This is a genomic window from Microcoleus sp. B9-D4 (assembly GCF_036705105.1).
Lineage (GTDB): Bacteria > Cyanobacteriota > Cyanobacteriia > Cyanobacteriales > Microcoleaceae > Microcoleus.
In genome coordinates this window covers 27,876-50,677 of record NZ_JAUBTS010000054.1, presented here as the reverse complement: position 1 = coordinate 50,677, position 22,802 = coordinate 27,876, and the positions used below count along the sequence as shown (strand labels likewise).

Genomic DNA, 22,802 nt, shown 5'->3' with positions numbered 1-22,802 from the left:
ACACTCGTAGCCTAAAGGCTACAACTGCGTTTCATCCCCGGCTTAAAAGACCGGGGTTCTCACGCGAGGCGCTATAGGATGTTACGAGCAGAGCATTTCACTGTAAGTGATATAAATCACCTATTGCTATGACCAATGTTACATTTGGAACCAGACAGGTATGATATCTGTCTACATATAGCGCATTGCAGGTTTATGAAGTGTAGGGACACGGCATTGCCGTGTCCCTACAGGGATCGCTTTCGGTTGTACTTTATAAACGTGGAATCTGCTGTAAATAATATTTAAACAGTACCAGTAATGCTGAAACACCCCTACTTAATTTCTGTTTTTTCTTCTGTAATTATTGCGTCTCTACCTCTTTTTCAGACTGTAGCGACTGCTCAGGAAGAACCAGGGTGCTTTATAATTGATTCATCAGGTCAAGTAAATAGACTCGATCCTTTATGCAAGCGCGATGAACAGCAGAAATTAAAAAACATTATGAAAGCTCAAGAACTTTATCAACAAGGATTAGACCTCGCTCGCAAAGGACAATATAAAGAATCAGTTGAACTTTTAACTCAAGCAATTAATCTCAATCCTAGCTTTCCCGAAGCGCATATGGTTCGCGCTGATGCTCAAACTTTATTAGAAAACCTACAGGGTGCAGTAGAAGATGTTCAGAAAGCGATAGATATCTACAGGGCTAGAGGACAATCGCAAATAGCTGATATGCTTTTAGTCCCGTTGAATTCGCTGCAAAATGAAATTAAGTTTAACCAGGAAGACCAGGGTCAACCGGAAGTTGAGGATGAGCCGGAAGGTAAATAAGCCGCCTAAATTTTAGTTTTGTTTGTAAGGTGCGTCAGGCTTGAAGCGAGTACGAAATAATTAGGTTTTACCTCTGACGCACCCTACGAAATGCGTAAGTCATATTTAAGCGTAAGGCACCGGATCTTTTAATCCCAATTCCTCAAAAGCAGCCAGCCGCAACCGACAAGAATCGCAAACGCCGCAGGCATTTTCGCCGCCTGCGTAGCAAGACCAAGTTTGCTCCCAAGGTACTCCTAATTTGTTGCCTAATTGAATAATTTCGGTTTTTTTAAGTTCGATCAAAGGTGTTATAATTTTAATAGGTTCTCCTTCTCTTCCCTGCTTTGTTCCTAACCGAAATACTTCCTGCATGGCTTGGATGTAATCGAGGCGACAGTCGGGATAGCCAGAATAATCTAAAGCGTTGACGCCGATGTAAATGCGATCGGCTTCTAGAGTTTCTGCGTAGGCGAGGGCAAAGCTGAGAAAGATTGTATTTCTGGCAGGAACGTAGGTAATTGGGATGTTTTGGGACATTTCTGCAAGATTGCGATCGATCGGCAATTCCATCTCATTATCCGTCAAAGCCGAACCGCCCCACAGTGTCAAGTCAAAGTTTACTATCTGATGTGCCTTAACCGCTGCCGAAAGTGCGATCGCCCTTGCTGATTCCAACTCCCGCCGATGTCTTTGCTTGTAGTCAAAGGAAATAGCGTAACACTCGCAGCCGTCGGCTTTGGCTTGATACAAAACTGTTGAGGAATCTAGCCCTCCCGACAATAAAATAACTGCTTTCACTTAAAACATCCTCACTCGAATTAGCTTTTATATTTATATCAAATTAGTGGCAAATTGACAATATAGCAATGCTAAATGCTTTTTAAAACCTACATATTATACCATTGTCAAGAACGGGCAAGATGCCCGTTCCACAAAACTCAATTAACTGGTTCCCAGCCTCTGCCTAGTAACGAGTAGAAAGAAAATTCATCTTTTGTGGAACAGGCATCTTGCCTGTTCTTGAGATTGATGCAGGATGTCAGATTTAAGTTCCTAACAATTCGTCTAGTTCGCGGTAATCGGGCAAAGTTGTATCAATTTTAATGCCCTGCCGCAAAACTGTGCGATCGCCCTGGGATCTAGATAACAATTCGCTGAAATTCCGCGCCTTAAACAAAATCAAATCAGCAGGTAAACCAACTGCAATTCGTCCTAAATTCGGCAATCCCATTAAATCTGCAGGAGTCTTCGTCACTGCACAGGGCCAGTCTCCATAGGGCCTATCTAAATGAGCGATGCGGACTGCCATATTAAAAACTTCCAAAACATCATGGTCGCCAAATCCGTAAAACGGATCGCGGCAATTGTCGCTAGCAACTGCAACGGGAATTCCGGCTGCTTTGAGTTCGTGCAACAGTGTCACTCCCCGCCAACGCGGTGTATGCCCAGATTCTCGGTCTTGCAGGTAAAGGTTGCACATCGGCAAGCTGACAATGCCAATATTTGCTTCCTTGACTAATTCCAGAGTTTCTGTTACTAAATCTGACGGTTGTACGGCTAAACTACAGCAGTGTCCGCAGATGATTTGACCTGCAAAATTATGACGGATGGCGGTTTTTGCGACTTCCCGCAATGTTACTGATTCTGGAGCGTCGTTTTCGTCGGTGTGGAAGTCGAGGTGTAAATTTCGTTCTTTGGCTAAGGCAAAAACTCGATCGAGTTGTTTGTCTAAGTCGGGATTCATATAGGCGAAGCCGCCGAGAATGCCGCCGATTTGGGCTATGCGATCGGCTAATTTTTCGCCGGCGGGTGTCAGGAAATAGTCGAGGGAAACCAGGGAAACTGCTTGCAAGATCAGCCGATCGCCCCATTCGGCTTGCAGCGCTTCAAATACTCCCAAACTAACGGTTCCCTGTTCGCCCGCGCTGTCGATGTGAGTGCGGATAGCCTTGGTTCCGTGGGCGTAGCTGCACTTGAGGCCAAACTCCATTCGCCGATAAACATCCTCTGCATTCCAGTTTTTTTGGGCATCAGCGCCTACCGCTTCGATCGCGCTGGCAAAAGTTCCATCGGGATTGGGCGATCGTTCCCAAATGTGGCCTTTGTCTAAATGGGTGTGCATATCCACAAAACAAGGCCAAACTAAGCCGCCCTGCAAATCTACAACTGGGATATCTCCAGAGGAGGAGACAGGTTTTGTACCTGCTGGGATAATTTGGGCGATCGTCCCTGCTGCAATTTCCAAATCCACCAAACACAAATTGTTCTCACTCCCCGTTGTCGCCACAGTAGAAGCTGAGGCCGCGCTCGATTTCATCTCTAGAAGAGACGCGGGTACGCGACCATTTTTGAGCAAATAATTAGATGTACTTGGCAACATTAATTTTGTGAGTTAGTATTTTGTTGATAATTACTGGCTACCAGTTGTAACTATAACAACCCTTGCAGGAATTGTGAACATCTCTCTTTTCCTCTTTCTCTCTTTTATAGAGCCTCTGCCTCCTCTGCGCCCTCTGTGGTTAGTTCAAAAAAATCTCATGCACAAATGAAATAGAAGCGCTAAAGAAACTTCGATTAAATAGGTAGCTTTGTTGTTGGTACGGCAGCCCTGATCACTGAAGCACAAATATAAAATTTTTATATTTTCAGGACAGCGCGAAAATCAGCGTCACGAGTTTGGCTATGCCGGATACTTCCAGATCCTGAATCCTTTTGCTATCATAAATCACTGCTTCAAATTGCAATTTCACTTTCAACCAACAGCAGCATCCATAGCAAGAGCCAAAAACAACTGTGTCAAAACCCAAGCATATAGTTTTAACATCCCATCCCGACAGATCTGGCACAAAACCTCATCCCATTTACTGGGGAGAAATCGATCCCCTGAAACGGGGGCCTGTGATTGGTAGCCTCACCAAATCGTCTCACCGGAATGCGATCGGCACTCATTCTGGTTCCTACTCTGTTTATCGCGCGCTAGCAGTGGCTTCCGGCGCACTCCAAGCAGATCACCGCCCCGATTTTACCAACACCTCTCCGGCGGCACACATCGGGCCGCACCCGAGTTGGGGCGATCCTAATTTGATTGTTTCTCTCGATCCATTTGGGGGTTTGGTTAGCGAAGTTTATACTTCATTTCTCCAGGAGGGATATGATATTCGCCCGACAATTGCTGTCACTAAAGCTCACATGAATATGCCGGAATTGCAAGATGCTATCGCTAAGGGGCGAGTGCAAATTGATGGTAAAATAGTCAAAGCAGGTGGCAATTTAGCAGTAACTAAAATTGCGATCGACCCGGTGTGGTATTTGCCGGGAATTGCTCGGCGAATCGGCGCCCAAGAAAGCGTTCTCCGCCGTGTCCTCTTCGAGCAAACAGGCGGAATGTTCTCGGATTTAGTGACGCGGCCGGACTTACAGGTTTTCTTGCCACCAATTGGCGGAACTACGGTTTATATTATTGGCGATGTCGCGAATATTTCTGACCCGGATAAGCAGTTGGCGGTACGGGTACACGATGAATGCAACGGTTCTGATGTCTTCAGTTCCGATATCTGCACTTGTCGCCCTTATTTGGTACATGGGATGGAAATTTGCATCCAAACGGCACAAGCCGGCGGTTCTGGGGTAATTGTTTACTTCCGCAAGGAAGGGAGAGCTTTGGGGGAAGTGACTAAGTTTTTGGTGTACAATGCCAGAAAACGGCAGCAAGGCGGCGATCGCGCTGATGCCTATTTTACGCGCACTGAATGTGTGGCGGGAGTTCAAGATATGCGGTTTCAAGAACTAATGCCAGACGTGCTGCACTGGTTGGGGATCTCTCGCATTGACAGTTTAGTTTCTATGAGCGATATGAAATACAATGCGATTATCAATTCTGGCATTCAGGTGGTCGATCGCATCCCCATTCCTGAAGATTGGATTCCCGCAGACGCACAAGTCGAAATCGTCGCCAAAAAAGCCGCCGGCTACTACACGCCAGACCCTGTGCCAGATGCTACAATTCTTGCAGAAGCGATCGGACGCGATTTAGGAGATTGAGAGGGCGAAGACGCGACCGATCGGGCGCGAACAATCGCGTCTTTGCTAAATAAAGTTTATTGCTGGTTTTTGATCAGTCAGGGTAGGTTATGGCTAATTTGCGTTCTACTGTGATCGTAAAAACAGATATTTGCGGATATACCGTCAGAGTCAAAAAATTATCTCAGTCGGACTTAAGTAGTTTGTTAAACGAGCATAAAACTTTTGTTTCAGATATTAGCGCCAGAAATGAAGGCAGCGTGATTAAAGGGGAAGGTGATTCATTTTGGATAATTTTTCCTAGCGTCACAGCAGCGGCTGTAGCCGCCATAGAAATGCAGCAAGAATTGAGAGCGCAACAATCTAGCAAGGCGAACGACGAACGATTGGCTATTCGCGTGTCGATTACATTAGGAGATGTCTTGCATCAAGATAAAGATATCTTTGGCGATACGGTGAATTTAACAGCGCGCATAGAATCAGTAACTCCGCCGGATGAAATATATTTGTCCCAAGCAGCATGGCTGGCGCTCAACAAAGCAGAAGTGCAAACGTCTTTTGTCAACGAGTTTTCTTTGAAAGGGATGAGCGAACCTGAAAAAGTATACAAAGTTGACCAAAGTTACAAAACGCGAATCATCAAGAATCAAGCAATAATTAAAGCAGATTTGAGAGGTTTTATAGCTTATCAAGAATCTAATTCTATCAAAGACGTTGAATATTTGCTCACAAACTTTGATACTTTTGAAAAAACAATTTGCGAAGAATACGGTGGCACAATTCGGAGTATTGTTGGTGATTCGCATTTGTTGACTTTCCCGGAAGCTCACTCAGCCTTAGCGGCAATGGAAAGTCTGTGCGAGAATTGGAAACTTTTTATTAACGCCAATCAAATACCTTGTGGCTTGTCGGTGGGAGTTGCTAAGGGAAATTTATATATATTTAGGTCTTGCACTTACGGAAAAGATATTCACATCGCGGACAGGCTGGAAGATTTAAGTAAAATAGTGTCTCCGGGAAAAGAAAAAAACTCGGTGATAGTTTCCGATCACATAAAACGCGAAGTCAGCGGGTCGAAGTGGGAATATAAGCTGATCAAAATCGATAAAAATGCGATTTTAGATAATCTTTTAGATTACAGTCAGTTTGACTTTTTTCAAGAAAACGATGTTTACCGCTGTTTGGTAGTATGAACTTGGGCAATAGTGAACTGGAGACTGTAGAATATCTGAGAACGCCGGCTGCTATTCGTCAAAAGTGCGATCGGCTTTTTGATTTAGCCAGCCAGGACAAACTTCGCTACTTCCGCGTCGATTTATCCCAACTCGACAAAGCAGCAAATTATGTAATTGACACAACGCACCAACAGTATCCCGATTTTAACATTCCCTTTCACAGTCGCTGGCGACATTTTGAAGCTGGCAACTTGTCGCGACTCGCCGAATTGAATGCAGCTTTAGCAGAATTTGCACTCATAGAGCAAGCTAAGATCAAATTTGATTTAGCAATTGTCAGCGTTTTGCTCGATGCCGGTGCTGGTGCAGATTGGCAGTATTGTGAACAAGAAACCGGGCAGGTTTACCGCCGTTCTGAAGGGTTAGCAATAGCCAGCTTGCGGATGTTTTGTCAAGGTGTTTTTTCCAGCAATCCCGATTTTCCTTGGCAAGCTGATTCTCAGGGACTTTCTCAATTAAAACTAGAAACCTTAGCTGCGGGATTTCAGGTAAGTCGAGACAATCCGCTAGTTGGTTTAACAGGCAGATTAGAATTATTGCAGCGTTTGGGAAATGCGATTTGCCAGCATCCATTATTATTTGGCAGCGAAAACCCGCGTCCCGGCAATTTAGCAAAATACTTGCTCGACAGTGAGGTTTCTGGAGACAAAACTGTGAATGCTGCGATCGTGTTGAGCGCTGTTTTGACCAGTTTTGGGGAAATTTGGCCGGGAAGATATACAATTGGTGGCGTTAATTTAGGCGATGTTTGGCGGCATCCGGCTTTAACAGGAGAAAATCTCGGCGATGAATTGGTGCCGTTTCACAAACTCTCGCAGTGGTTGACTTATTCGCTGTTGGAACCGCTGCAGGAACTTGGTTTAGAAGTGACTGGATTGGATGAGTTAACGGGATTGCCGGAGTACCGCAACGGCGGTTTGTGTTTGGATATCGGGCTGCTGCAGGCAAAAGATTCGGCTATTTTTGAACAGAGTTACTTGCCTGGTTCGGAAGTTATAGTGGAATGGCGATCGCTCACTGTCAATCTTTTAGATAAAATTGCCGCAGCTATTCGAGAAAAGCTGCATTTGAGTGCGACAGAATTGCCGCTGGTGAAGATTTTGCAAGGAGGAACTTGGGCGGCGGGGCGGAAAATTGCGGGCGAATTGAGGCCCGGTGGAGTGCCGCCAATTCAGATTGAAAGTGACGGGACGGTGTTTTAGAGGGAAGAGGGAAGTTCGGCAACGAGCAATGTACGGGATGTAACGGATGTCAGGAAGAAGGAAGTTCGGCAACGAGCAATGTACGGGATGTAACGGATGTAACGGATGTAACGGATGTCAGGAAGAAGGAAGAAGGAAGAGGGAAGTTGGGCAACGGATTATGTAACGGATCTAAGTCATATGTTGCACCATTCTCAATTAGCTTTTTATGAACAGGCAAGATGCCTGTTCCACAAAATATAAACTTTCTTGTGGAACAGGCATCTTGCCTGTTGCTGACAATGGTGCAAGATATCAGACGTAACGGATGTCAAGAAGAGGGAAGAAGGAAGAGGGAAGAAGAAAGAGGGAAGAAGGAAGAAGGAAGAGGGAAAATTATTCCCTCTTCCAACTTTAAACTCAAAATTCCAAATTCAAACCTGAAAACTATACCTCACACTACACTCCCACAAGCTGCTTAGCGGCAAGTGCGATATTTGACGTGATAAACTAAACCGCGATGAGCCAAATCGAAGGAGTCAACGGTGGCCATGCCAGCACCGCGGGCTGTCATTGCAGCATTTACTCTCATATTTACACTGTCGCCGCAGCGAGACCACACATTCGCTACAGTGGCTAAGCTATCTCGAACATTGTAGTTAGTTTCGCCGCTGAAATTCCGATTAAAAACTGGGCCGCGGGTTCCAGCAAAAAAGTATTCTGCCCGCAGGTTGCCTGTGGTTTTGGGAGCCACGTAGCCGCGGTAATCAGCATCGTAGATAGAAATTTGGTAGCCTTGGGGTACTTGGATGGGAATGCTCAGATTGCAACTTTTCCGGCTTTCTGTTGAGACATTTCCCTGGGCTGCAAACTTATCAAATAGGATGGTCAGTTCTTGACCGTCGGGGCTGACGCTGACGCTGGCGGAGCGATCGGGGCAACCGCTACCGCCGTAGCTTGCACCTAAAATTTGAACTGCAGGATTAGCCAAGGCGGGGCTGATAGAAGCAGTCATTAATGCCGTAGCTAGCAATAGTTTTACAAACTTCATGGATGTTCTCCTTAATAAGTTCAGTTGTGTGTTAGGAGCACCCTAAAAAAATGGAACTGTATTTAGGTAATGTGTTTTAAACTTGGATATGGCAGCCTTCATGTTGCAAGATGAAAAGCCAGTCAAGCCAAGTTTATGACCTCATGTGCAGTTCCTATTCAGGTTTTTTCGATTAGTGAATTAATCGAAAGAATAGGTTTTATGTTGATACTTCTTAAGATTCATATCTGTTGGTAAAAGTTCCGGAAGATTTCGGTGCGAAACTCCGGATCTGTGTTATTGGGCTTGGATGGAGCGCGAGACAGCGAAACCAGTGGGGAGGCTTTTGGGCCCGGATCTGCGTTCTTAGGAAGAGTGCGGGAAGGAGAGGAAACGAGAGAATAACATATTTGTGTATTTTCCAACCTCGCATACTTAGTGTCGCGCTGGGCGGATGAAAGGCAATTGTCGGAGCGAATTTTATGCGCGCGATATTCGTGTTTTCAATAGGGGTTTGATATAAGTAGTCCCGGACGCAGGGGCGGCAGAAACCGGGTTTTTTTTGCGTCAAGAATGCCTCGAGGGCTGATAAGTTAGAATAAAGCCAATTAATTCTTCAAAAAAATGAGTGCTAAAGTTACTGTCATCGACCATCCTTTGATACAGCACAAGTTAACTCTTATGCGGCAAACTCAAACGAGCACGGCGAAATTTCGCCAACTGCTGAAAGAGATTGGAATGCTGCTAGCCTATGAAGTGACGCGAGATTTGCCGCTAAAATACGAACTAATAGAAACGCCGATCGCAAAAATGAATGCACCGGTGCTGGCTGCAGAAAAGAAAATTGTTATTATTTCGATTATGCGTGCCGGTCAGGGATTGTTAGATAGTATTTTAGAACTGATTCCGTCCGCAAGGGTAGGACATATTGGTTTGTACCGCGATCCGACAACTCGGATGGCGATCGAATATTATTTCAAAGTTCCCCAGGATATCGAACAGCGAGATGTTTTAATTGTCGATCCGATGCTGGCTACTGGTAATTCAGCAGTGGCGGCAGTTGATAGGCTGAAAGAAGTTAATCCGAAGTCTATTAAATTTTTGTGCTTGCTGGCGGCACCGGAGGGAGTGGGGCACTTTCACGAACAACACCCTGACGTGCAGATTTATACGGCTGCTGTTGACGAGTGTTTAGACGAGCATGGCTATATTGTACCGGGATTGGGAGATGCGGGCGATCGACTTTACGGGACTATGTGAATTCAAGAAAATTATTTTCTGCTGTATATGTCAATACATTCATTGAAAAATAAGTTTACTAACATAACTATTGGTTTGATAGTGCCAGACAATGTAAATTGTAAGATTTTAATGTCAGGAAAAGCCTATATATAGCAAGGGTTGTAGGATTTTTTTCGTTAAATTCGTAAATTGCATTATCTCAATGTATTTACTGCATTTTATGGTGTAATTCTCTGCCTTTAGTGTAATTAATCGCAGGAATTATTTGTCATAAAATAGATGTATGATGCTTACCGTTTTTGATCGACTACTAACAATTATTGGACGAGGAAAAAAGAATGGAGACTACAGCACAGAAAGAAGCCCCAACTCAGCCTGTTGAGGAAGTGAAAATTCAGAATATCAACAGTTTGGAGTTTGAGCTTTGGGCTAAAGCAGTGAAACGGCAGATGATTGCAGCACTCTCTAAAAAGGGCGCGATTTGACATCTCGGGGTTTTTTGTGCACAGGTTGTGTTAATTAATTAAATTAACAAAAGTTTTGTCTGCATTGTTGTCCGAGTTCGAGAGGAGCAAGGGAAAGAGTTTTGAGATTGCGCTGCTTTCGGAGTTACGGGAGGCGCAAAAGAAAGAATTTTCCTTTTTCCTAGTTTTGGACGTACAGGTGGAAGGAAGCCGGGTTTTTTTACGAAAATACTTCTGTTGCAATCGGCAGAAATGGTAAAAAACCCCGGTTTCTTTGTGTCAAGAGTGCCTCCGGGACTGTTCTATAGCAATCCTTGCAGGAGTCGTAAATTTTTGACCCCACCCCAACCCTCCCCTTATCAAGGGGAGGGAGTAAGAAATTCACAAATGATGCGAGGATGGCTATATCTGCCGAATGCTTTCTGCCAGATTACGATCGCTTGTCAACCGCCGCCAGCAAGCGCAGACTTCCGTCTTGAATCTGCACTGCTTTCACCGTTCCCACAGCAACTCTTTGTTGACCGTTAGCCATCGCTACCTCAATCTTAATCTTGGGGTCAGCCTGCAATCCCAGCCGCCCCCACAGCCACTTGACTTGAGTAGCAGGAAAAGAGCTCACTTCAACATCAGAAAATGGCGAATTAACCCAGCGGCTACCGTCGTAAAAACTCGCTACCTGCACCTGATACCAAACTTGTTCTCCTGCCAATTTTAACTCGTTTTTCGGTTCTGGTTCCAGCCACTCAGCGGGATTGACACTGTTAATTAAAGTAGCAGAACCCATAATTTGACTTTTGTGGTCTTCTAAACTTTCAGCCTGAGAAACTGCTTCCTCAAGTTTGTTGACCAAATTCCGAATTCGACTTCTTGTTTCGCTGTCAGTATCTGATTGCTGGTCGAGCCAATTCATCGCCTCGCGAGTGCCGTCTTGAGACGCTACAATCAGGGCACCCCAAGCCTTGACATCGGCGTCAGCGGCATTCACTCTCAAGGCGGCGTCGATGCGGTTCCAGATCCGCCCGCCGTCATTTTTGAGGGTTGTGGCTATTTCGTGACTGTTACTCGGATCGGCTTCAAATACTTGCAAAGCTTCAGTCCAGCGGCCGTCGATCAATTCTGCGAGAACTTGTTGACCGGGACTGGCCCAAGATGCGATCGCCTGAGCCCGAGTAATTTTAGCGTGAAATTCGATCGTTTCTAGCTGAGCTTGCGCGACAGCAGGCCAATTTTTGCCGGCTTTCCCCTTCGCCAAACGCATGACATTTAATGCTGGAGACCATAGCCCGCTTTTTGCCAGTCGCAGCCCATTTTTGTAAGTCTCGTCATTGAAAGCAATTTCTTCTAAAGAAATCGCCGTTAACTGAACGGGGTTCGGCAAAAATTTGCGCGGGCCAATTTGATAAAGGGTAAATTGCGGCTCTAAACCAACTGTTTGGTCGATCGCTAACTGCGGGTTTTCGCCCTTAACAATTTGCTGCCAATTCGGCGGTTGTCCAGCCGCACTCGTCCACTCCAAAAGCGAGATTAAATGATTTTGGCTGGGGTTGTAGCGAACGACTTGTCCGTAGGGAATTTTCTTGTCGCCCTGCTTTAGTTGACCGCTGACATTAAACCAAATGCCGGATGCGGGGGGCTTTCCGTCAAAGCGGCGCAGTTCTGTTAGGGGTAGGGACTGATTCGAGGCTTGATTGTCAGATGTAGAGTCAGCTAAAGAAGCAATGACAAAAGATTCTGCAGGGCCTTCTACATTCACAGAACTTGCTAGTTGGAAATACTGCTCTTTATCGGAACTGCGATCGGGAAGCTGCACCCGCTTGTACACCCGAAGTTCGACAATTTGACGGCAAGGATTTTTGCAAACAGTAGAAGCTTTAACAGTTCTTTCTACCATCACCGGCAATAGCAAATCGGAAATAGAATTATCGCGGGATTGATCGACGGGAAGCGACAGGGGTTCTCCGGTTACGAATCCCAATTTGCGGATGCTGGCTTTGATTTGATCGAGAGTTTGGATCGAATCTCTGCTACCTGTAGGCAGGCGCGACCATTCCGGCACAAATTGAGAGATCAACTTGTTGCCATTGGGATCGACGATTAGCTGATAACTCAGCCAAGCGCCGCCTCCCATTAAAGCTGCACAGCCACCCAAGATGCTGAGGGCTGTCAAATTAGCTATCAGTCTTTTCCAGGGATATCTGGCGCGAGTTCGGGGAGTAGGTATTGGACGCTGGGACTCTTGAAGATTTTTGGGGCGTCGGGTTTGGCGCCGGCGTCTTGTCGGAGGAGGAGCAACTTTGGGATTTTCTGGGGGTTTGGCTCGATTTTTTGAGGGGTTAATTTTGTGTTCCATCATGCCATTTTAGAATTTAGATTTTAGAATTTAGAGTTTAAAATTGCAATAGCCGATCGTACTGCCGACCTATGATATCCCAAGTGTATTGGCTTTCCACGAGCGATCGAGCCCTGACAGAGAGCTCCTGTCTTAGCTGCTGATTTTCAAACAAACTGGCGATCGCCTCAACATACTCCTGAACTTTGTTCGCCCGCAAGGCCCCGATCAGTTGTGGGCCGCCATCGACGGCTAAACCCTCCAAACCTCGATCGCTAGCAACCACGGGAGTTCCCGCAGCCATCGCCTCCAAAGTTTTATTTTTAATCCCAAAACCAATCCGCATCGGCACCACACAAACAGCAGCTTGATGCAAATATTCTGCCACCCTTTGCACCCGGCCTACTACTTGAATTCCGGGGAGTTCCCCCAAGGCGAGCACTTCCGGGACTGGCGAAGCCCCTACTAAGGTGAGGGTAGCATCGGGATAGCGCTGCTGCAAAGGCGGCAGTATTTGCAAACTGAGAAACCGTGCCGCGTCAATATTGGGCAAATTGTTCATTGCGCCTGCAAAAATTAAGGTGTGTCCTCCCGGATCGATCGACCGGTACGGAAATTGAGTTAAATCCACGCCGTTAGGAATTACATCTATGGGAGGTACAAAAAAATCTTGTTTTCCTGGCACTCGAACCGGAGGCGACAGCAATTCTAGGAGTTGCTCTCTGTCGGTGGATGTTGTCGCGACAATGCGGGAGAATTTGGAACAGTAGCGTTTTTCGTAGCGGGCGAGTAGGGGTAAATTTAGTCGATCGCGCAGGGGTTTTTCCGAGGTGCCGGTTGCTAACATTTCCCTGCAAGTTCCCCAAACGGAACTGTGAATGTTTGCCACTGTCAGCACTTTTTGTCGCCATTCTGGACGCACGTAAATCTCGTTAACGCTGTGTTCGCAGGTGACAACATCGCATTTGCCTGCAGTTACTAATTCGTCTGCCCAATTCTGCATTGCTTGGGAGTAGCTTGAGAGGACGTTCGGAGGTGTCCCGAACAACAAAAATCTACTGAATCTGTGGAATTTTCCTATTATTTCAGAGAACCCCCCCTCAGTCCCCCCCTTATTAAGGGGGGGAGGCAAGAAGCCCTCCTCAAGCCCCTGGTGCAGAGTTAGCCCCCCCTTGACAAGGGGGGTTTGGGGGGGTAATTGCGGGGAAGCCAAGAAGCTCTCCTCAAGCCCCTGGTGCAGAGTTAGCCCCCCCTTGGCAAGGGGGGGTTGGGGGGGTACTTGCGGGTGGGGAAAAACTGCCAATTCTGCAACGTGCTGGCGCAATGTGTCGATTTGTGCGTCGGTGACATCGCGCGATCGTACAGTGCCGAGAATTACCTCATGCCGCTGGCTCAAGTATTGTAATAAATTAAACGTCCTTACCTGAGTTCCTCCGCGGCTTGGCGGATAGGGAAAAGTCGAGGAAAGCATCAAAATCTTCATGGGATGTGGGATAAACTGAGATGTTGCACCATTCTCAATTACTTGTTTAGGAACAGGCTTTTCGGCCTGTTCCACAAGAAAATTCACTCTTTGTGGAACAGGCCGGAAAGCCTGTTAAGCGAGAATAGTGCAAGATGTGAGGTTAACCGGATTTGAGATGAGGGCGATCGCGCGCCCCCAGGGTCGTAAAATTAATTTTTAGGGCCGATTCTCTCTTTGTACAAGCCGACAATCCGATCGATAACTTCAGCAACAGTCAGATTGTCTGTTTGAATTTCCACAGCATCCGCTGCTTTACGCAAAGGTGCAACCGCGCGGGTGCTGTCCTTTTCGTCCCGTAGGGCGATGTCTTGTTCCAATTGGGCCAAGCTAATATTAGCCCGATCACTATCTTTAAGTTCTAACAGCCGCCTGCGCGATCGCTCTTGTACCGAAGCCGTCAAAAAAATCTTCAGTTCCGCATCGGGAAACACGTTAGTGCCGATATCGCGGCCTTCTGCTATAATTCCGCCTTTTGTGCCGCAGCGCCGCTGTTCCTCCACCAGAAACTGCCGCACGGCGGGAAGTGCTGCCATTTCCGAGACGCGGGATGTCACTTCCAAACTGCGAATTGCCTCGGTTACGTCTTCGCCGTTAATCTTCAACATCTTTGATGCGGGATCGAGGTTGTATTCCAAATAACTGGAACTGATTAATTCGGCGATCGCGCATTCGTCGGAAATCGGCGTATCTGTTTTCAATGCCAGCCAAGTCAGCGCCCGATACATCGCACCGGTATCCAGATAAAACAAGTTCAAAGCTGTTGCTGCAAGGCGAGTGACGGTAGATTTTCCTGCTCCCGCCGGGCCGTCGATCGCCACAATTGGCCGGCGATTCCTCAGAATTATATTGTCAATCAAGCGAGTAGAGCCAACTCTGGCGGCCACGGCTAAAAGTCCCGCTGTTTCCACAACCTGCAACGGCGTCAAAGTGTCGGGCTCGACGATTTCGGCGTATTCGAGCTTGACTGCGGGTTCTTCTGCGACTGCTGCGTGGGCGACAGCGAGTGCGGCTGCTGCGGTGCGGTCGCCTGAAGAAAAAGTTTTCGAGGCTTGTTGCAGCGCGCGGTAGAGTACGGAGGCTTGCTGTTTTTGCTCTACTGTTAAATACTGATTGCGAGAACTCATTGCCAGTCCCGACTCTTCGCGGACGATCGGACAAGCGACAATCTCTACAGGCAAGTTAAAATCCAAGACCAGCTTCCGAATAATTGCTAGCTGCTGGGCGTCTTTTTGACCGAAATAAGCTTTTGTCGGCTGCACCAAACTCAAAAGTTTAGTAACAATTGCCGCGACGCCCTGAAAATGACCGGGCCTTGCTTTGCCGCACAAAACCGATGTCATCGCCGGTGGCGGCACTACTTGAGTTAAGGATGAAAGGTGAATCTCTATCTGTTTTTGGGCGGTTTGCTCTGTTTCTGTGCCGACTGCTTGATGGCCGAACATTTCTGTTGCTGAGGGAGCAAATATGGCATCAACCCCAGCTTGTTGGCACAACAGCCGGTCTTGCTCGATATTCCGAGGATAATCTTGAAAATCTTCTGTCGGCCCAAATTGCAGCGGGTTGACAAAAATGCTGACCAGGGCGATCGCATTTTCTTGCCTTGCCCGCTGGATCAAGCTCAGATGCCCTGCGTGCAAAGCTCCCATCGTCGGCACCAAACCGACTGTCAAATGAGGTGCAGCAGACTTTTGTAAATTTAAGTAGCAGCGAAGTGCTGCAATGGTAGTAAACAGGCGCACCGGTAGAATCTCCTGAAGGCATTCGGCAGAAGGCAGAATTTGTTTGTCAGAATTTGTTGGATCTGAGATGCTGCACTATCCTCAAGAACAGGCTTTCGGGCTTCTTCCACAAAGAATGGTGCAAGATGTCAGTTTTATCTCACATCTTGCACTATTCTCAATTACTTGTTTAGGAACAGGCTCTGGGGCCTGTTCCACAAGAAAACTCATTCTTTGTGGAACGGGCCCCAGAGCCCGTTGTTGACAATGGTGCAAGATGTCAGTTTTATTCTACTTTCTGCCGATACTTTTTTGCTAACAAATGCTAACAAATACATAAGTTGAGAGCTGATCTCAACTAAGGCGTATCAACCGATGCCCGTAGAATTTTCTACAAGCACTTATATTCTTGCCTTCAGCTTGGTTATCGCTTACAGCTATTAGCCAATCTGATTATTTGCTTTGATAATGTAGAGGCAACTTATTTATATAGCGGTTGCGTACTACCAAGGTTTTTCACCTACATCTGAGTGGCTAAATTCATTCTATCTGAGATAAAGACAAGAAGGCAAATTTAAGTGATTGTTAGCAAATTTCAGAAAAAGTCTTACTGTTAATCAACCTTCAGCGTCCACCAGTTGTTTGCTGCTGCGGTTCGATCACTTGGATTTCCACTCTGGCAACGCCACTGCCGATCATTCCCAGTACGCTGGCGGCGCCGGCGGACAAGTCAATGAGCCGATCGCCCACATAGGGGCCGCGGTCGTTAATGCGGACGACTACGGTGCGGCCGTTGTCGAGATTTCTCACCATGACTCTCGTTCCAAAAGGCAAATTGGGGTGGGCTGCGGTCAAATCATTTTGGTTGAAACGCTCGCCGCTGGCGCTGAGGTTGCCGTCAAATCCCGGGCCGTACCAGGAAGCCCAGCCGCTGAGGCGCACTTGAATTGGGCCCATAGACAGCACAGCGGGTTCTGGTTGGGGTTTGCCTGCGACTTCTTCCAGGGGTGGGGCGTTGCCCAGAAGCCGGCGGAGGCGATTGGTTGCTTGCAGGGCGTCTCGGCTAAAGTCCCTGGTGGTGTCGGGGAGGATGGTTTCGGCGTTGATTTTTACCAAGTCCTCGCCGTTTGCCTGGATAATGTAGCGATCGCCTTTTTCCCACTTAACGGTAATGCTGTTGGGATCGATGTTGTTGCGGGCTAGCTGATTGAGTCTTGCTGCTAAGGTTGATGCCCGCCAAACTGGATCAGGTTCTTGGTTGCTGGATTTGCTGGCAATGTTTCCGACTTTGGGATTTTCTCTGGCGCCCGCTACTTTTGACGGACTGCTAGCACCGGCTTGGCTGTTGCCAGTTTCTCCCAAAGGCGTTTTTGTTTCCGGATTCGCGTTCAGAAAGGTGATGACTGGAATGTTTCGCACGTAGACTGTCGCTGCTTGTCGCCCGCCTAAGTTGTGGGGCTGAATTTTGGCGATCGAGTCTCGGGCAATTTCAGCTCTTGCTTGATACTGATACTGTCCGACTTTTTGCGCTTCGACCCGAGTAGCGTTTAACTGCCGGGACGGTTGGGTGGCAATTACTTGCTCGGACTGAGAGTTTCGGTTGTCGGCACCTGTTGCTTGTGCGTGACAAGAGGATGCCGTTCCTACCATAGGAACTAACAGGACAGCGAGTAGACCACCAACAAATTTTTCCTTCATACGTCCATTTTTGTGAATAGCCATTGCCAACCGAGATTGGAGGATTGGCCATTTGGCGGCGGGCCTCAAGGATTTCTCTCTTGCCCTTCGCCATTCCCCCGTGAGTCAAAGCAAAGTATCCGGGTGCGTTTTTGCTTTAATGCTTCCGCCCCAAAAAAAATTGGCGGAAAATTCCCTGACACTTGACAACTCATACTCGATCCGCAATTTGTGTTTTGTTCACGAACTGCAACAGACTACCACAAACTTTTGCGGTTGGGGATCGCTGCGATCGCGATTTTCACCAAATCCTCATCAAATTTTCTCAAAACCCTCTATCATAAAACCCTTTAGTTCCAGTGCTTACAGCCATTTCAGCCATTACGGAAAAATTTACAAAAATTTACAAAACTTTAGTGTATTTTGTGGGCTACGGAATGGCTAGTCTTAAAAAAGCTGTTTGTCAACTGTTATGGGAATAAACTAAAAATTAGAAGAAATCGATTTGGCGGACTTATGGATTATCGAGAAGCAGGTGTGGATGTTGAGGCGGGCAGAGCTTTTGTCTCGCGCATCGGGAGTATGGTCAAGAGCACGCACAGATCGGGAGTTTTGGGCGGATTCGGCGGGTTTAGCGGGTTTTTCAGCGTCCCGGAGGGTTTAAAAGAGCCGGTGATGGTTTCGGGTACTGACGGTGTTGGGACTAAGTTGAAATTGGCCCACAATCTCGATCGGCACGACACGGTAGGTATCGACTTGGTGGCGATGTGCGTCAACGACGTGCTGACATCCGGGGCCGAACCCCTCTTTTTTCTCGATTATTTAGCGACGGGAAAGTTAAATCCCGAACAATTAGCTGCGGTGGTGGCCGGGATTGCTGACGGTTGCAAGCAAGCGGGCTGTGCTTTACTCGGAGGGGAAACGGCAGAAATGCCCGGTTTTTACCAAGCGGGTGAGTACGATTTGGCGGGGTTTTGCGTGGGTATTGTCGAAAAGAGCAAATTGTTGGACGGTTCGCGGGTGCAGGTGGGAGATGTGGCTGTGGGGCTGGCAAGTTCGGGCGTGCACAGCAACGGTTTTAGTTTGGTGAGAAAAATTGCGGGCGATCGGGGTTTTGCCTGGGATTCCCAACCCGAAAAGTTAGGTGGCAAAACTTTAGGAGAAGTGCTGCTAACTCCGACTAAAATTTATGTTAAACCAGTCCTCGAAGCAATTAAGAGTGGTCTAGAAATTCACGGCATGGCTCACATTACGGGCGGCGGTTTGCCGGAAAATTTGCCCCGGTGTTTGGGCGCAAATCAATCCGTGAAAATTGACAGCAATAGCTGGCCAAATTTGCCAATTTTCCAGTGGATTGCTGAAGCGGGCGAAGTTGCCACAGCAGATATGTTCAATACTTTTAATATGGGGATTGGCTTTGTGCTGTTGCTTGATGCCAGGGAAGTAGAACAGGCTGTTAAATGGTTTGAGTCTCAGGGAATTGGTGCGTTCGCGATCGGGGAAGTGATTGAGGGGAAAGGAGAATTGATCATGGGTAATTAGTAGGAAGCAATCGCAGGGGGTGAAGATTGCTTCGCTTTGCTTTGTGCAATAACAGACAATCTCAATCTGCCTTCATCTGTGTAGATCTGCGGTTAAATTTATACTTTTGAAAGTAACCGCAGAGGACGCAGAGGAGACAGAGGAAGAAAGAGAAAAAGGAATTCACAACAGATGACTCGTTGCTACAATTTTAACTAAAATAAAAATAAACTATTGTGCTTTTAAATACGGTATAATTCTCAATTAATTCCGTGAATTAATGGAAAGATTTCCGCCGAATGTTTAAATTAATTGAAGAGCTATACTATTTATTACATCGACTCTGAAATGAAGGATGGTTAATTGTTGAAAGGAGAAAACATCAAAAACCAAGGTAATGTTTGTATCACAGTTTAAATAAAAAACACCTTATTAGGCTTGTACGTGACTCAAAATTTCCAAAAACTCCTGCACAACTAGATCCGGTTGTTCGCTGCATCGGGTAGCATCGTAATGTTTGACAAGACTGATGCCAGAATCTATGAAAAGCTGGCACATTTCATCTTCTGTTGCGTTTGGATGGGATGATCCACTGTCAATTTTCAGTATCCCTAGCTTGTTTTGGTGGAAGATCAGAAAGTCAGCTTCTTGGTTTTGTCTGCCGGCGGGTGTTGTCAGTCGCAGTTGGGAGTTGGGGATGAAGAGAGTGGAAGTGCGATCGAGTATTTCGGCAATTTTCACTTGTGCGTCGGAGTGAAAGCGAAAACCATTCCAGTTAATTTCGTTTTCTGACTCAGATAATTCAGTTGCACTATCAGCATTTATTGTTTTATCTAAATCGGTTTGAACATAATCAGCTTCATTTAAATTTGCGAATAATCTAGCACCGCTTAAGTTTGCTCCACTGAGATTAGCACCGCTGAGGTTAACTTCTATTGTCAGATTTCGCTGTAAATTCACTTGAGTTCGCCGTAAGTATCGCTTTAAGACTGATTTGAGATTGTCTTTTTTGACTTTTTCTTCTAGTGCTTTTGAAAGTAGTTTCCATAGTTTAGCGCCAGCATCTTTGATATAATCATATTCATATTCAGTGCTGGCTGCAATTTCTTTATAAGACCGCCCTTCCCAGGATTGACGAAACACTATCTCTTGAACTTTGTTGAGGCGATCGTAGTTGAGGGCTGTTTCTGCGATCGCGATGGCTTCGTCAACGGTCATATGTTAAACTCCCCTCACACCTAAAACTCTCACACTATACCAGATTCTAGCGCCACAGTCCAGCCACTTGGTCTCTAGACTTGGATTGTTACTTTTATACTACTTTTCCAATACTTTTATATTACTTTTTTGACTCTTAAGACAGATGTGGATTTGATAATATGGAATGTAATCAACAGAAACAGTGTTTGTGTTGGAGTCTCATAGAATATCCCAGCCTCGATCAAATATTGCTGATAATTAATTAATAGGAAGCTTCATGTTAAGTAAAAAACTGCTAACATTCAGTTTAATTACCTTATCTTACATTGGTAGTGTAGGAGTATTGTCTACTTTAACTACTGGCTGTGACTTGATAAAACAAGATAAATCCCTGTCTGCAAGTAAAGCAGAAAAAATGGTTAATAAGTGGAAACAATCTGATGGGACAATTAAGGTAGTAGGAGTTCGGGAAAATCAAGATAATACTGCTGTAGCTACATTACAGGTATCAGATTTAAGGATAAAAACGGAACAAAGACAAGTCAACTACTCGGGCGCAGGAGAAGCTACATTTTCTCGTTATACAGATGGAAGTTGGGCGTTAACAGGATTAGTATTCAGTAATGGAGGTTTAGAAAATATATTCAATACCTTCACTGTCAGCAACTTAAATATAAAAGATGATTAGGTGGAACTCGGCAAAAATCAACGCTACTAGCTTGATGTCGTTCTCAACAACATCAGGCTAGTTATTAGAAAGCAATGTGACTGAACAACAATTCTTAGTAGAAGAGGAAAATATTAATGTCATCTGGTAGTAGCGGCGGTAGCGGCGGCGGCGGTGGGCTAAATTGGAAAGAGGTTGTCGCTATTCTAGGGGTAATTACTGGTATTTTAGTATTTATTTTTGGAGATAAATTTCTGTGTAATTTGAAAGGCGTAAACGTTGGCTTTTTGAGATGTGATAATCCATCAGAGCCTAAAGCGGCGACTGAAACCCCAGCGTTACCCCCCAAATTTCCCCCTTCATCTGAGCCTGTTAAACAAGATCCTATTCCTTTTTCATCACCGACATCCACTCCTTCTCCTGCACCGCCAACTCCAGCGCCAGTTTCGCCATCCCCAACGAAAACACCTGATATTGAGCAAAAACCTGTCGTAGAACCCAAGAAATCCAGCGATCCTAATATTGGTATTTTAAAAGAAAGTCGCATTTTTAGCGATCGGATCACATCCAAAGACCAGGAAAGAACTTACTTTTTCACCATAAAAGATAAGCCAAGCAATGTCAGTCTTTACTTGGATAACGTGAGTAACCAAGTTGGAATGTGGCTCTATGTTGACACAAATGGTAATAAAATTATAGATTATGGAGAACAGATAGGTGATGCTTTGGCTGATAGCAATTCTCCTGGAACAATTAGTAGAACTTTAGGGCCGGATAGCTATATTGCTAATGTTAAATTTAAAGGTGGCAATAGTGACTATAACCTTCAAATTGTTAGCAATACAAATGATGCAATTAATGTTAAGTCTTTGCAAGACAGTAAGACTTTTAGTGACACTGGTTCTTTAAATCGCCAAAATCGCCAAAAATATTACTTGTTTAATTTGAAGAGTACCAGTAATGTCAACATAATCTTAGATCAAGTAACTAACCAAGTTGGAATGTGGCTCTATGTTGATACAAATGGTAATGGAGTTATAGATTATGGAGAACAGAGAGGTGATACTTTGGCTGATAGCAATTCGGCCGGAACAATTAAAAGAAACTTAGGTGCTGACAACTATATTGTTGTGGTTAAAGAAAAAGGAGGGAACACAAACTATACTGTGACTATGACTTCTCAATAATTAATTAATAGGTAGCTTCCTATCTTTATATACACTCAACTCAAAGAAATCATTATGACTCCCCCTCAAAGAGACTCTAACCTTACACCTTGGAAATGGGCATTAATTGGTGCTGGCTCGACATTAGTGTTAGCCTTAGCTGGCTTTGGATTATATAATTTACTGAATCCTAAAAATTCTTCAACTTCAACGTCAACTTCAACGTCAACTTCTGTAGCTACTGCAACTCCTGAAAATTCTGTTGCTAAACAATTGATAGGTCAATGGCAAGAGCAAATTTCTGGTGAATATTCTTTAAAATTAATTTTTACGCCGGAAGGAAAGTTATTTATTTTGCAGACACCTATTTTAGCTTCAGGAATGGAGTACCAGACTAATGTAAATCCTCAACCGAAACATCTGGATTTATTAGCGGGAGGACAAATTTTTGCAAAGACAATTTTTGATTTAACGGCTGATGGTCAATTGCGCTTACAATTAGATAATTTAGATTCCCAGCCCCGACCCACTTCTTTTAGTGACAATGCAAAGCTTTTTCAGAAAATCTCTGAGCAAACGACATTGCCTGCTAATGTTAGAGTCTTTAATGTGCAAGATCAACAGAAATTGGCTAGACAGTCAGAAGCGAAACAGTATGTTAGTTCAATGAGCAAAGGACAACAAGCTGTTTACGCTGAAAAAGGACGTTTCGCATCTACCCAAGAAGAATTGGGAGTAGGTATAAAATCAGAAACAGAAAATTACTCATATAGTATTGTTTTGAGTAATGATAATCGTTGGGTGCAAGCGCTCGGCTTAGCCAAGAGAGAGGGATTAAAGAACTATACAGGTATAGTTTTTTTAACTAAAAACTCTGATGGTCAATATACATCTACACAATCTAGACTTTGCGAAAGCAATCAACCATCACAAGAGCTTCCTGGAACACCAACAGCTACTAATTCTCCCGACATACAATGTCCTTCTGGTTATTCAGACGTGCTGCGGTGAAACTTGCTTCAAAATCAATAG

At 45.5% G+C, this 22,802-nt stretch carries 19 protein-coding genes; 11 read left to right on the top strand and 8 right to left on the bottom strand.

The genetic code is table 11. From position 1 onward, the window contains the following. The first annotated feature begins 300 nt into the window (after window positions 1-300). Window positions 301-813, top strand: a complete 513-nt coding sequence (locus QUB24_RS25285; RefSeq protein ID WP_015179403.1) for a tetratricopeptide repeat protein — start codon at window positions 301-303, stop codon at window positions 811-813. A 105-nt stretch (window positions 814-918) separates the two neighbouring features. Here the strand turns inward: QUB24_RS25285 and queC are convergent, their stop codons facing one another. Together queC and QUB24_RS25275 are read right to left on the bottom strand one after the other, a co-directional pair. Then, the gene (gene queC / locus QUB24_RS25280; RefSeq protein ID WP_333156342.1) at window positions 919-1,593 is read right to left on the bottom strand and encodes a 7-cyano-7-deazaguanine synthase QueC; all 675 of its coding nucleotides are present in this window, start codon (window positions 1,591-1,593) and stop codon (window positions 919-921) included. A gap of 247 nt (window positions 1,594-1,840) precedes the next feature. Next, window positions 1,841-3,175: a cytosine deaminase gene (locus QUB24_RS25275; RefSeq protein ID WP_333156340.1), complete on the bottom strand. Its 1,335-nt coding sequence runs from the start codon at window positions 3,173-3,175 to the stop codon at window positions 1,841-1,843. Between the two features lie 413 nt (window positions 3,176-3,588). Here QUB24_RS25275 and QUB24_RS25270 point away from each other — a divergent pair, with 413 nt between their 5' ends. The 4 genes from QUB24_RS25270 to QUB24_RS25255 all read left to right on the top strand — a co-directional run bounded on the left by QUB24_RS25270 (window position 3,589) and on the right by QUB24_RS25255 (window position 7,713). Beyond that, window positions 3,589-4,836 carry a GTP cyclohydrolase II gene (locus tag QUB24_RS25270; protein WP_333156339.1) on the top strand — a complete coding sequence of 416 codons (1,248 nt, stop codon included), beginning with the start codon at window positions 3,589-3,591 and terminating at the stop codon, window positions 4,834-4,836. An 89-nt stretch (window positions 4,837-4,925) separates the two neighbouring features. Next, on the top strand, window positions 4,926-6,008 hold the full coding sequence (locus tag QUB24_RS25265) for an adenylate/guanylate cyclase domain-containing protein (RefSeq protein ID WP_333156338.1): 1,083 nt from the start codon (window positions 4,926-4,928) through the stop codon (window positions 6,006-6,008). Next, window positions 6,005-7,252, top strand: coding sequence for a URC4/urg3 family protein (locus QUB24_RS25260; RefSeq protein ID WP_333156337.1), 1,248 nt, complete (start codon window positions 6,005-6,007; stop codon window positions 7,250-7,252). The genes QUB24_RS25265 and QUB24_RS25260 overlap by 4 nt, the downstream gene beginning before the upstream one ends. 221 nt (window positions 7,253-7,473) lie before the next feature. Then, window positions 7,474-7,713, top strand: coding sequence for a hypothetical protein (locus QUB24_RS25255; protein ID WP_333156336.1), 240 nt, complete (start codon window positions 7,474-7,476; stop codon window positions 7,711-7,713). Here QUB24_RS25255 and QUB24_RS25250 read toward each other — a convergent pair. Next, entirely contained in the window at window positions 7,710-8,282 is a 573-nt protein-coding gene (locus QUB24_RS25250; RefSeq protein WP_333156335.1) for a DUF4360 domain-containing protein, read from the bottom strand. The genes QUB24_RS25255 and QUB24_RS25250 overlap by 4 nt on opposite strands. A gap of 603 nt (window positions 8,283-8,885) precedes the next feature. Between QUB24_RS25250 and upp the strand changes: the two genes are divergently transcribed. After that, window positions 8,886-9,521, top strand: coding sequence for a uracil phosphoribosyltransferase (upp, locus tag QUB24_RS25245; RefSeq protein ID WP_333147071.1), 636 nt, complete (start codon window positions 8,886-8,888; stop codon window positions 9,519-9,521). A 320-nt stretch (window positions 9,522-9,841) separates the two neighbouring features. Next, window positions 9,842-9,988 carry a hypothetical protein gene (locus QUB24_RS25240; RefSeq protein WP_332946242.1) on the top strand — a complete coding sequence of 49 codons (147 nt, stop codon included), beginning with the start codon at window positions 9,842-9,844 and terminating at the stop codon, window positions 9,986-9,988. Window positions 9,989-10,397: 409 nt separating this feature from the next. On the opposite strand, the gene QUB24_RS25235 is transcribed toward QUB24_RS25240, so the two are convergent. From QUB24_RS25235 to QUB24_RS25220, 4 genes are all read right to left on the bottom strand, one after another. Continuing rightward, window positions 10,398-12,320, bottom strand: coding sequence for a hypothetical protein (locus tag QUB24_RS25235; protein ID WP_333156334.1), 1,923 nt, complete (start codon window positions 12,318-12,320; stop codon window positions 10,398-10,400). 34 nt (window positions 12,321-12,354) lie between these two features. Then, complete coding sequence (locus QUB24_RS25230; protein ID WP_333156344.1) at window positions 12,355-13,779, bottom strand: glycosyltransferase family 4 protein; 1,425 nt, start codon at window positions 13,777-13,779, stop codon at window positions 12,355-12,357. A 191-nt stretch (window positions 13,780-13,970) separates the two neighbouring features. After that, window positions 13,971-15,560 (bottom strand): bifunctional pantoate--beta-alanine ligase/(d)CMP kinase, encoded by a 1,590-nt coding sequence (locus tag QUB24_RS25225; RefSeq protein ID WP_333156333.1) that lies wholly within the window; start codon window positions 15,558-15,560, stop codon window positions 13,971-13,973. A 603-nt stretch (window positions 15,561-16,163) separates the two neighbouring features. Then, window positions 16,164-17,261, bottom strand: a complete 1,098-nt coding sequence (locus QUB24_RS25220) for a septal ring lytic transglycosylase RlpA family protein (protein ID WP_333156332.1) — start codon at window positions 17,259-17,261, stop codon at window positions 16,164-16,166. A gap of 471 nt (window positions 17,262-17,732) precedes the next feature. On the opposite strand from QUB24_RS25220, the gene purM reads away from it, so the two are divergent. Further along, window positions 17,733-18,758: a phosphoribosylformylglycinamidine cyclo-ligase gene (gene purM, locus QUB24_RS25215; protein ID WP_333156331.1), complete on the top strand. Its 1,026-nt coding sequence runs from the start codon at window positions 17,733-17,735 to the stop codon at window positions 18,756-18,758. A gap of 411 nt (window positions 18,759-19,169) precedes the next feature. On the opposite strand, the gene QUB24_RS25210 is transcribed toward purM, so the two are convergent. Beyond that, window positions 19,170-19,955, bottom strand: a complete 786-nt coding sequence (locus tag QUB24_RS25210; protein WP_333156330.1) for a pentapeptide repeat-containing protein — start codon at window positions 19,953-19,955, stop codon at window positions 19,170-19,172. Window positions 19,956-20,214: 259 nt separating this feature from the next. Here QUB24_RS25210 and QUB24_RS25205 point away from each other — a divergent pair, with 259 nt between their 5' ends. The 3 genes from QUB24_RS25205 (at window position 20,215) to QUB24_RS25195 (ending at window position 22,781) form a co-directional block, all read left to right on the top strand. Continuing rightward, entirely contained in the window at window positions 20,215-20,625 is a 411-nt protein-coding gene (locus tag QUB24_RS25205) for a hypothetical protein (RefSeq protein ID WP_333156328.1), read from the top strand. Between the two features lie 116 nt (window positions 20,626-20,741). Beyond that, entirely contained in the window at window positions 20,742-21,791 is a 1,050-nt protein-coding gene (locus QUB24_RS25200; protein ID WP_333156327.1) for a hypothetical protein, read from the top strand. Window positions 21,792-21,845: 54 nt separating this feature from the next. Further along, window positions 21,846-22,781: a type IV pilin-like G/H family protein gene (locus QUB24_RS25195; protein WP_333156326.1), complete on the top strand. Its 936-nt coding sequence runs from the start codon at window positions 21,846-21,848 to the stop codon at window positions 22,779-22,781. Window positions 22,782-22,802: the final 21 nt, after the last annotated feature.

Excerpts from the sequence above, each read along its gene's own strand:
- QUB24_RS25275 (WP_333156340.1), bottom strand. The coding sequence starts at position 3,175 with ATGTTGCCAAGTACATCTAATTATTTGCTCAAAAATGGTCGCGTACCC.
- QUB24_RS25265 (WP_333156338.1), top strand. The coding sequence starts at position 4,926 with ATGGCTAATTTGCGTTCTACTGTGATCGTAAAAACAGATATTTGCGGA.
- QUB24_RS25230 (WP_333156344.1), bottom strand. The coding sequence starts at position 13,779 with ATGAAGATTTTGATGCTTTCCTCGACTTTTCCCTATCCGCCAAGCCGC.
- QUB24_RS25260 (WP_333156337.1), top strand. The coding sequence starts at position 6,005 with ATGAACTTGGGCAATAGTGAACTGGAGACTGTAGAATATCTGAGAACG.
- QUB24_RS25205 (WP_333156328.1), top strand. The coding sequence starts at position 20,215 with ATGTTAAGTAAAAAACTGCTAACATTCAGTTTAATTACCTTATCTTAC.
- QUB24_RS25235 (WP_333156334.1), bottom strand. The coding sequence starts at position 12,320 with ATGATGGAACACAAAATTAACCCCTCAAAAAATCGAGCCAAACCCCCA.
- QUB24_RS25200 (WP_333156327.1), top strand. The coding sequence starts at position 20,742 with ATGTCATCTGGTAGTAGCGGCGGTAGCGGCGGCGGCGGTGGGCTAAAT.
- QUB24_RS25240 (WP_332946242.1), top strand. The coding sequence starts at position 9,842 with ATGGAGACTACAGCACAGAAAGAAGCCCCAACTCAGCCTGTTGAGGAA.
- QUB24_RS25285 (WP_015179403.1), top strand. The coding sequence starts at position 301 with ATGCTGAAACACCCCTACTTAATTTCTGTTTTTTCTTCTGTAATTATT.
- QUB24_RS25250 (WP_333156335.1), bottom strand. The coding sequence starts at position 8,282 with ATGAAGTTTGTAAAACTATTGCTAGCTACGGCATTAATGACTGCTTCT.
- purM (WP_333156331.1), top strand. The coding sequence starts at position 17,733 with ATGGATTATCGAGAAGCAGGTGTGGATGTTGAGGCGGGCAGAGCTTTT.
- upp (WP_333147071.1), top strand. The coding sequence starts at position 8,886 with ATGAGTGCTAAAGTTACTGTCATCGACCATCCTTTGATACAGCACAAG.
- QUB24_RS25255 (WP_333156336.1), top strand. The coding sequence starts at position 7,474 with ATGCCTGTTCCACAAAATATAAACTTTCTTGTGGAACAGGCATCTTGC.
- QUB24_RS25210 (WP_333156330.1), bottom strand. The coding sequence starts at position 19,955 with ATGACCGTTGACGAAGCCATCGCGATCGCAGAAACAGCCCTCAACTAC.
- QUB24_RS25195 (WP_333156326.1), top strand. The coding sequence starts at position 21,846 with ATGACTCCCCCTCAAAGAGACTCTAACCTTACACCTTGGAAATGGGCA.
- QUB24_RS25220 (WP_333156332.1), bottom strand. The coding sequence starts at position 17,261 with ATGGCTATTCACAAAAATGGACGTATGAAGGAAAAATTTGTTGGTGGT.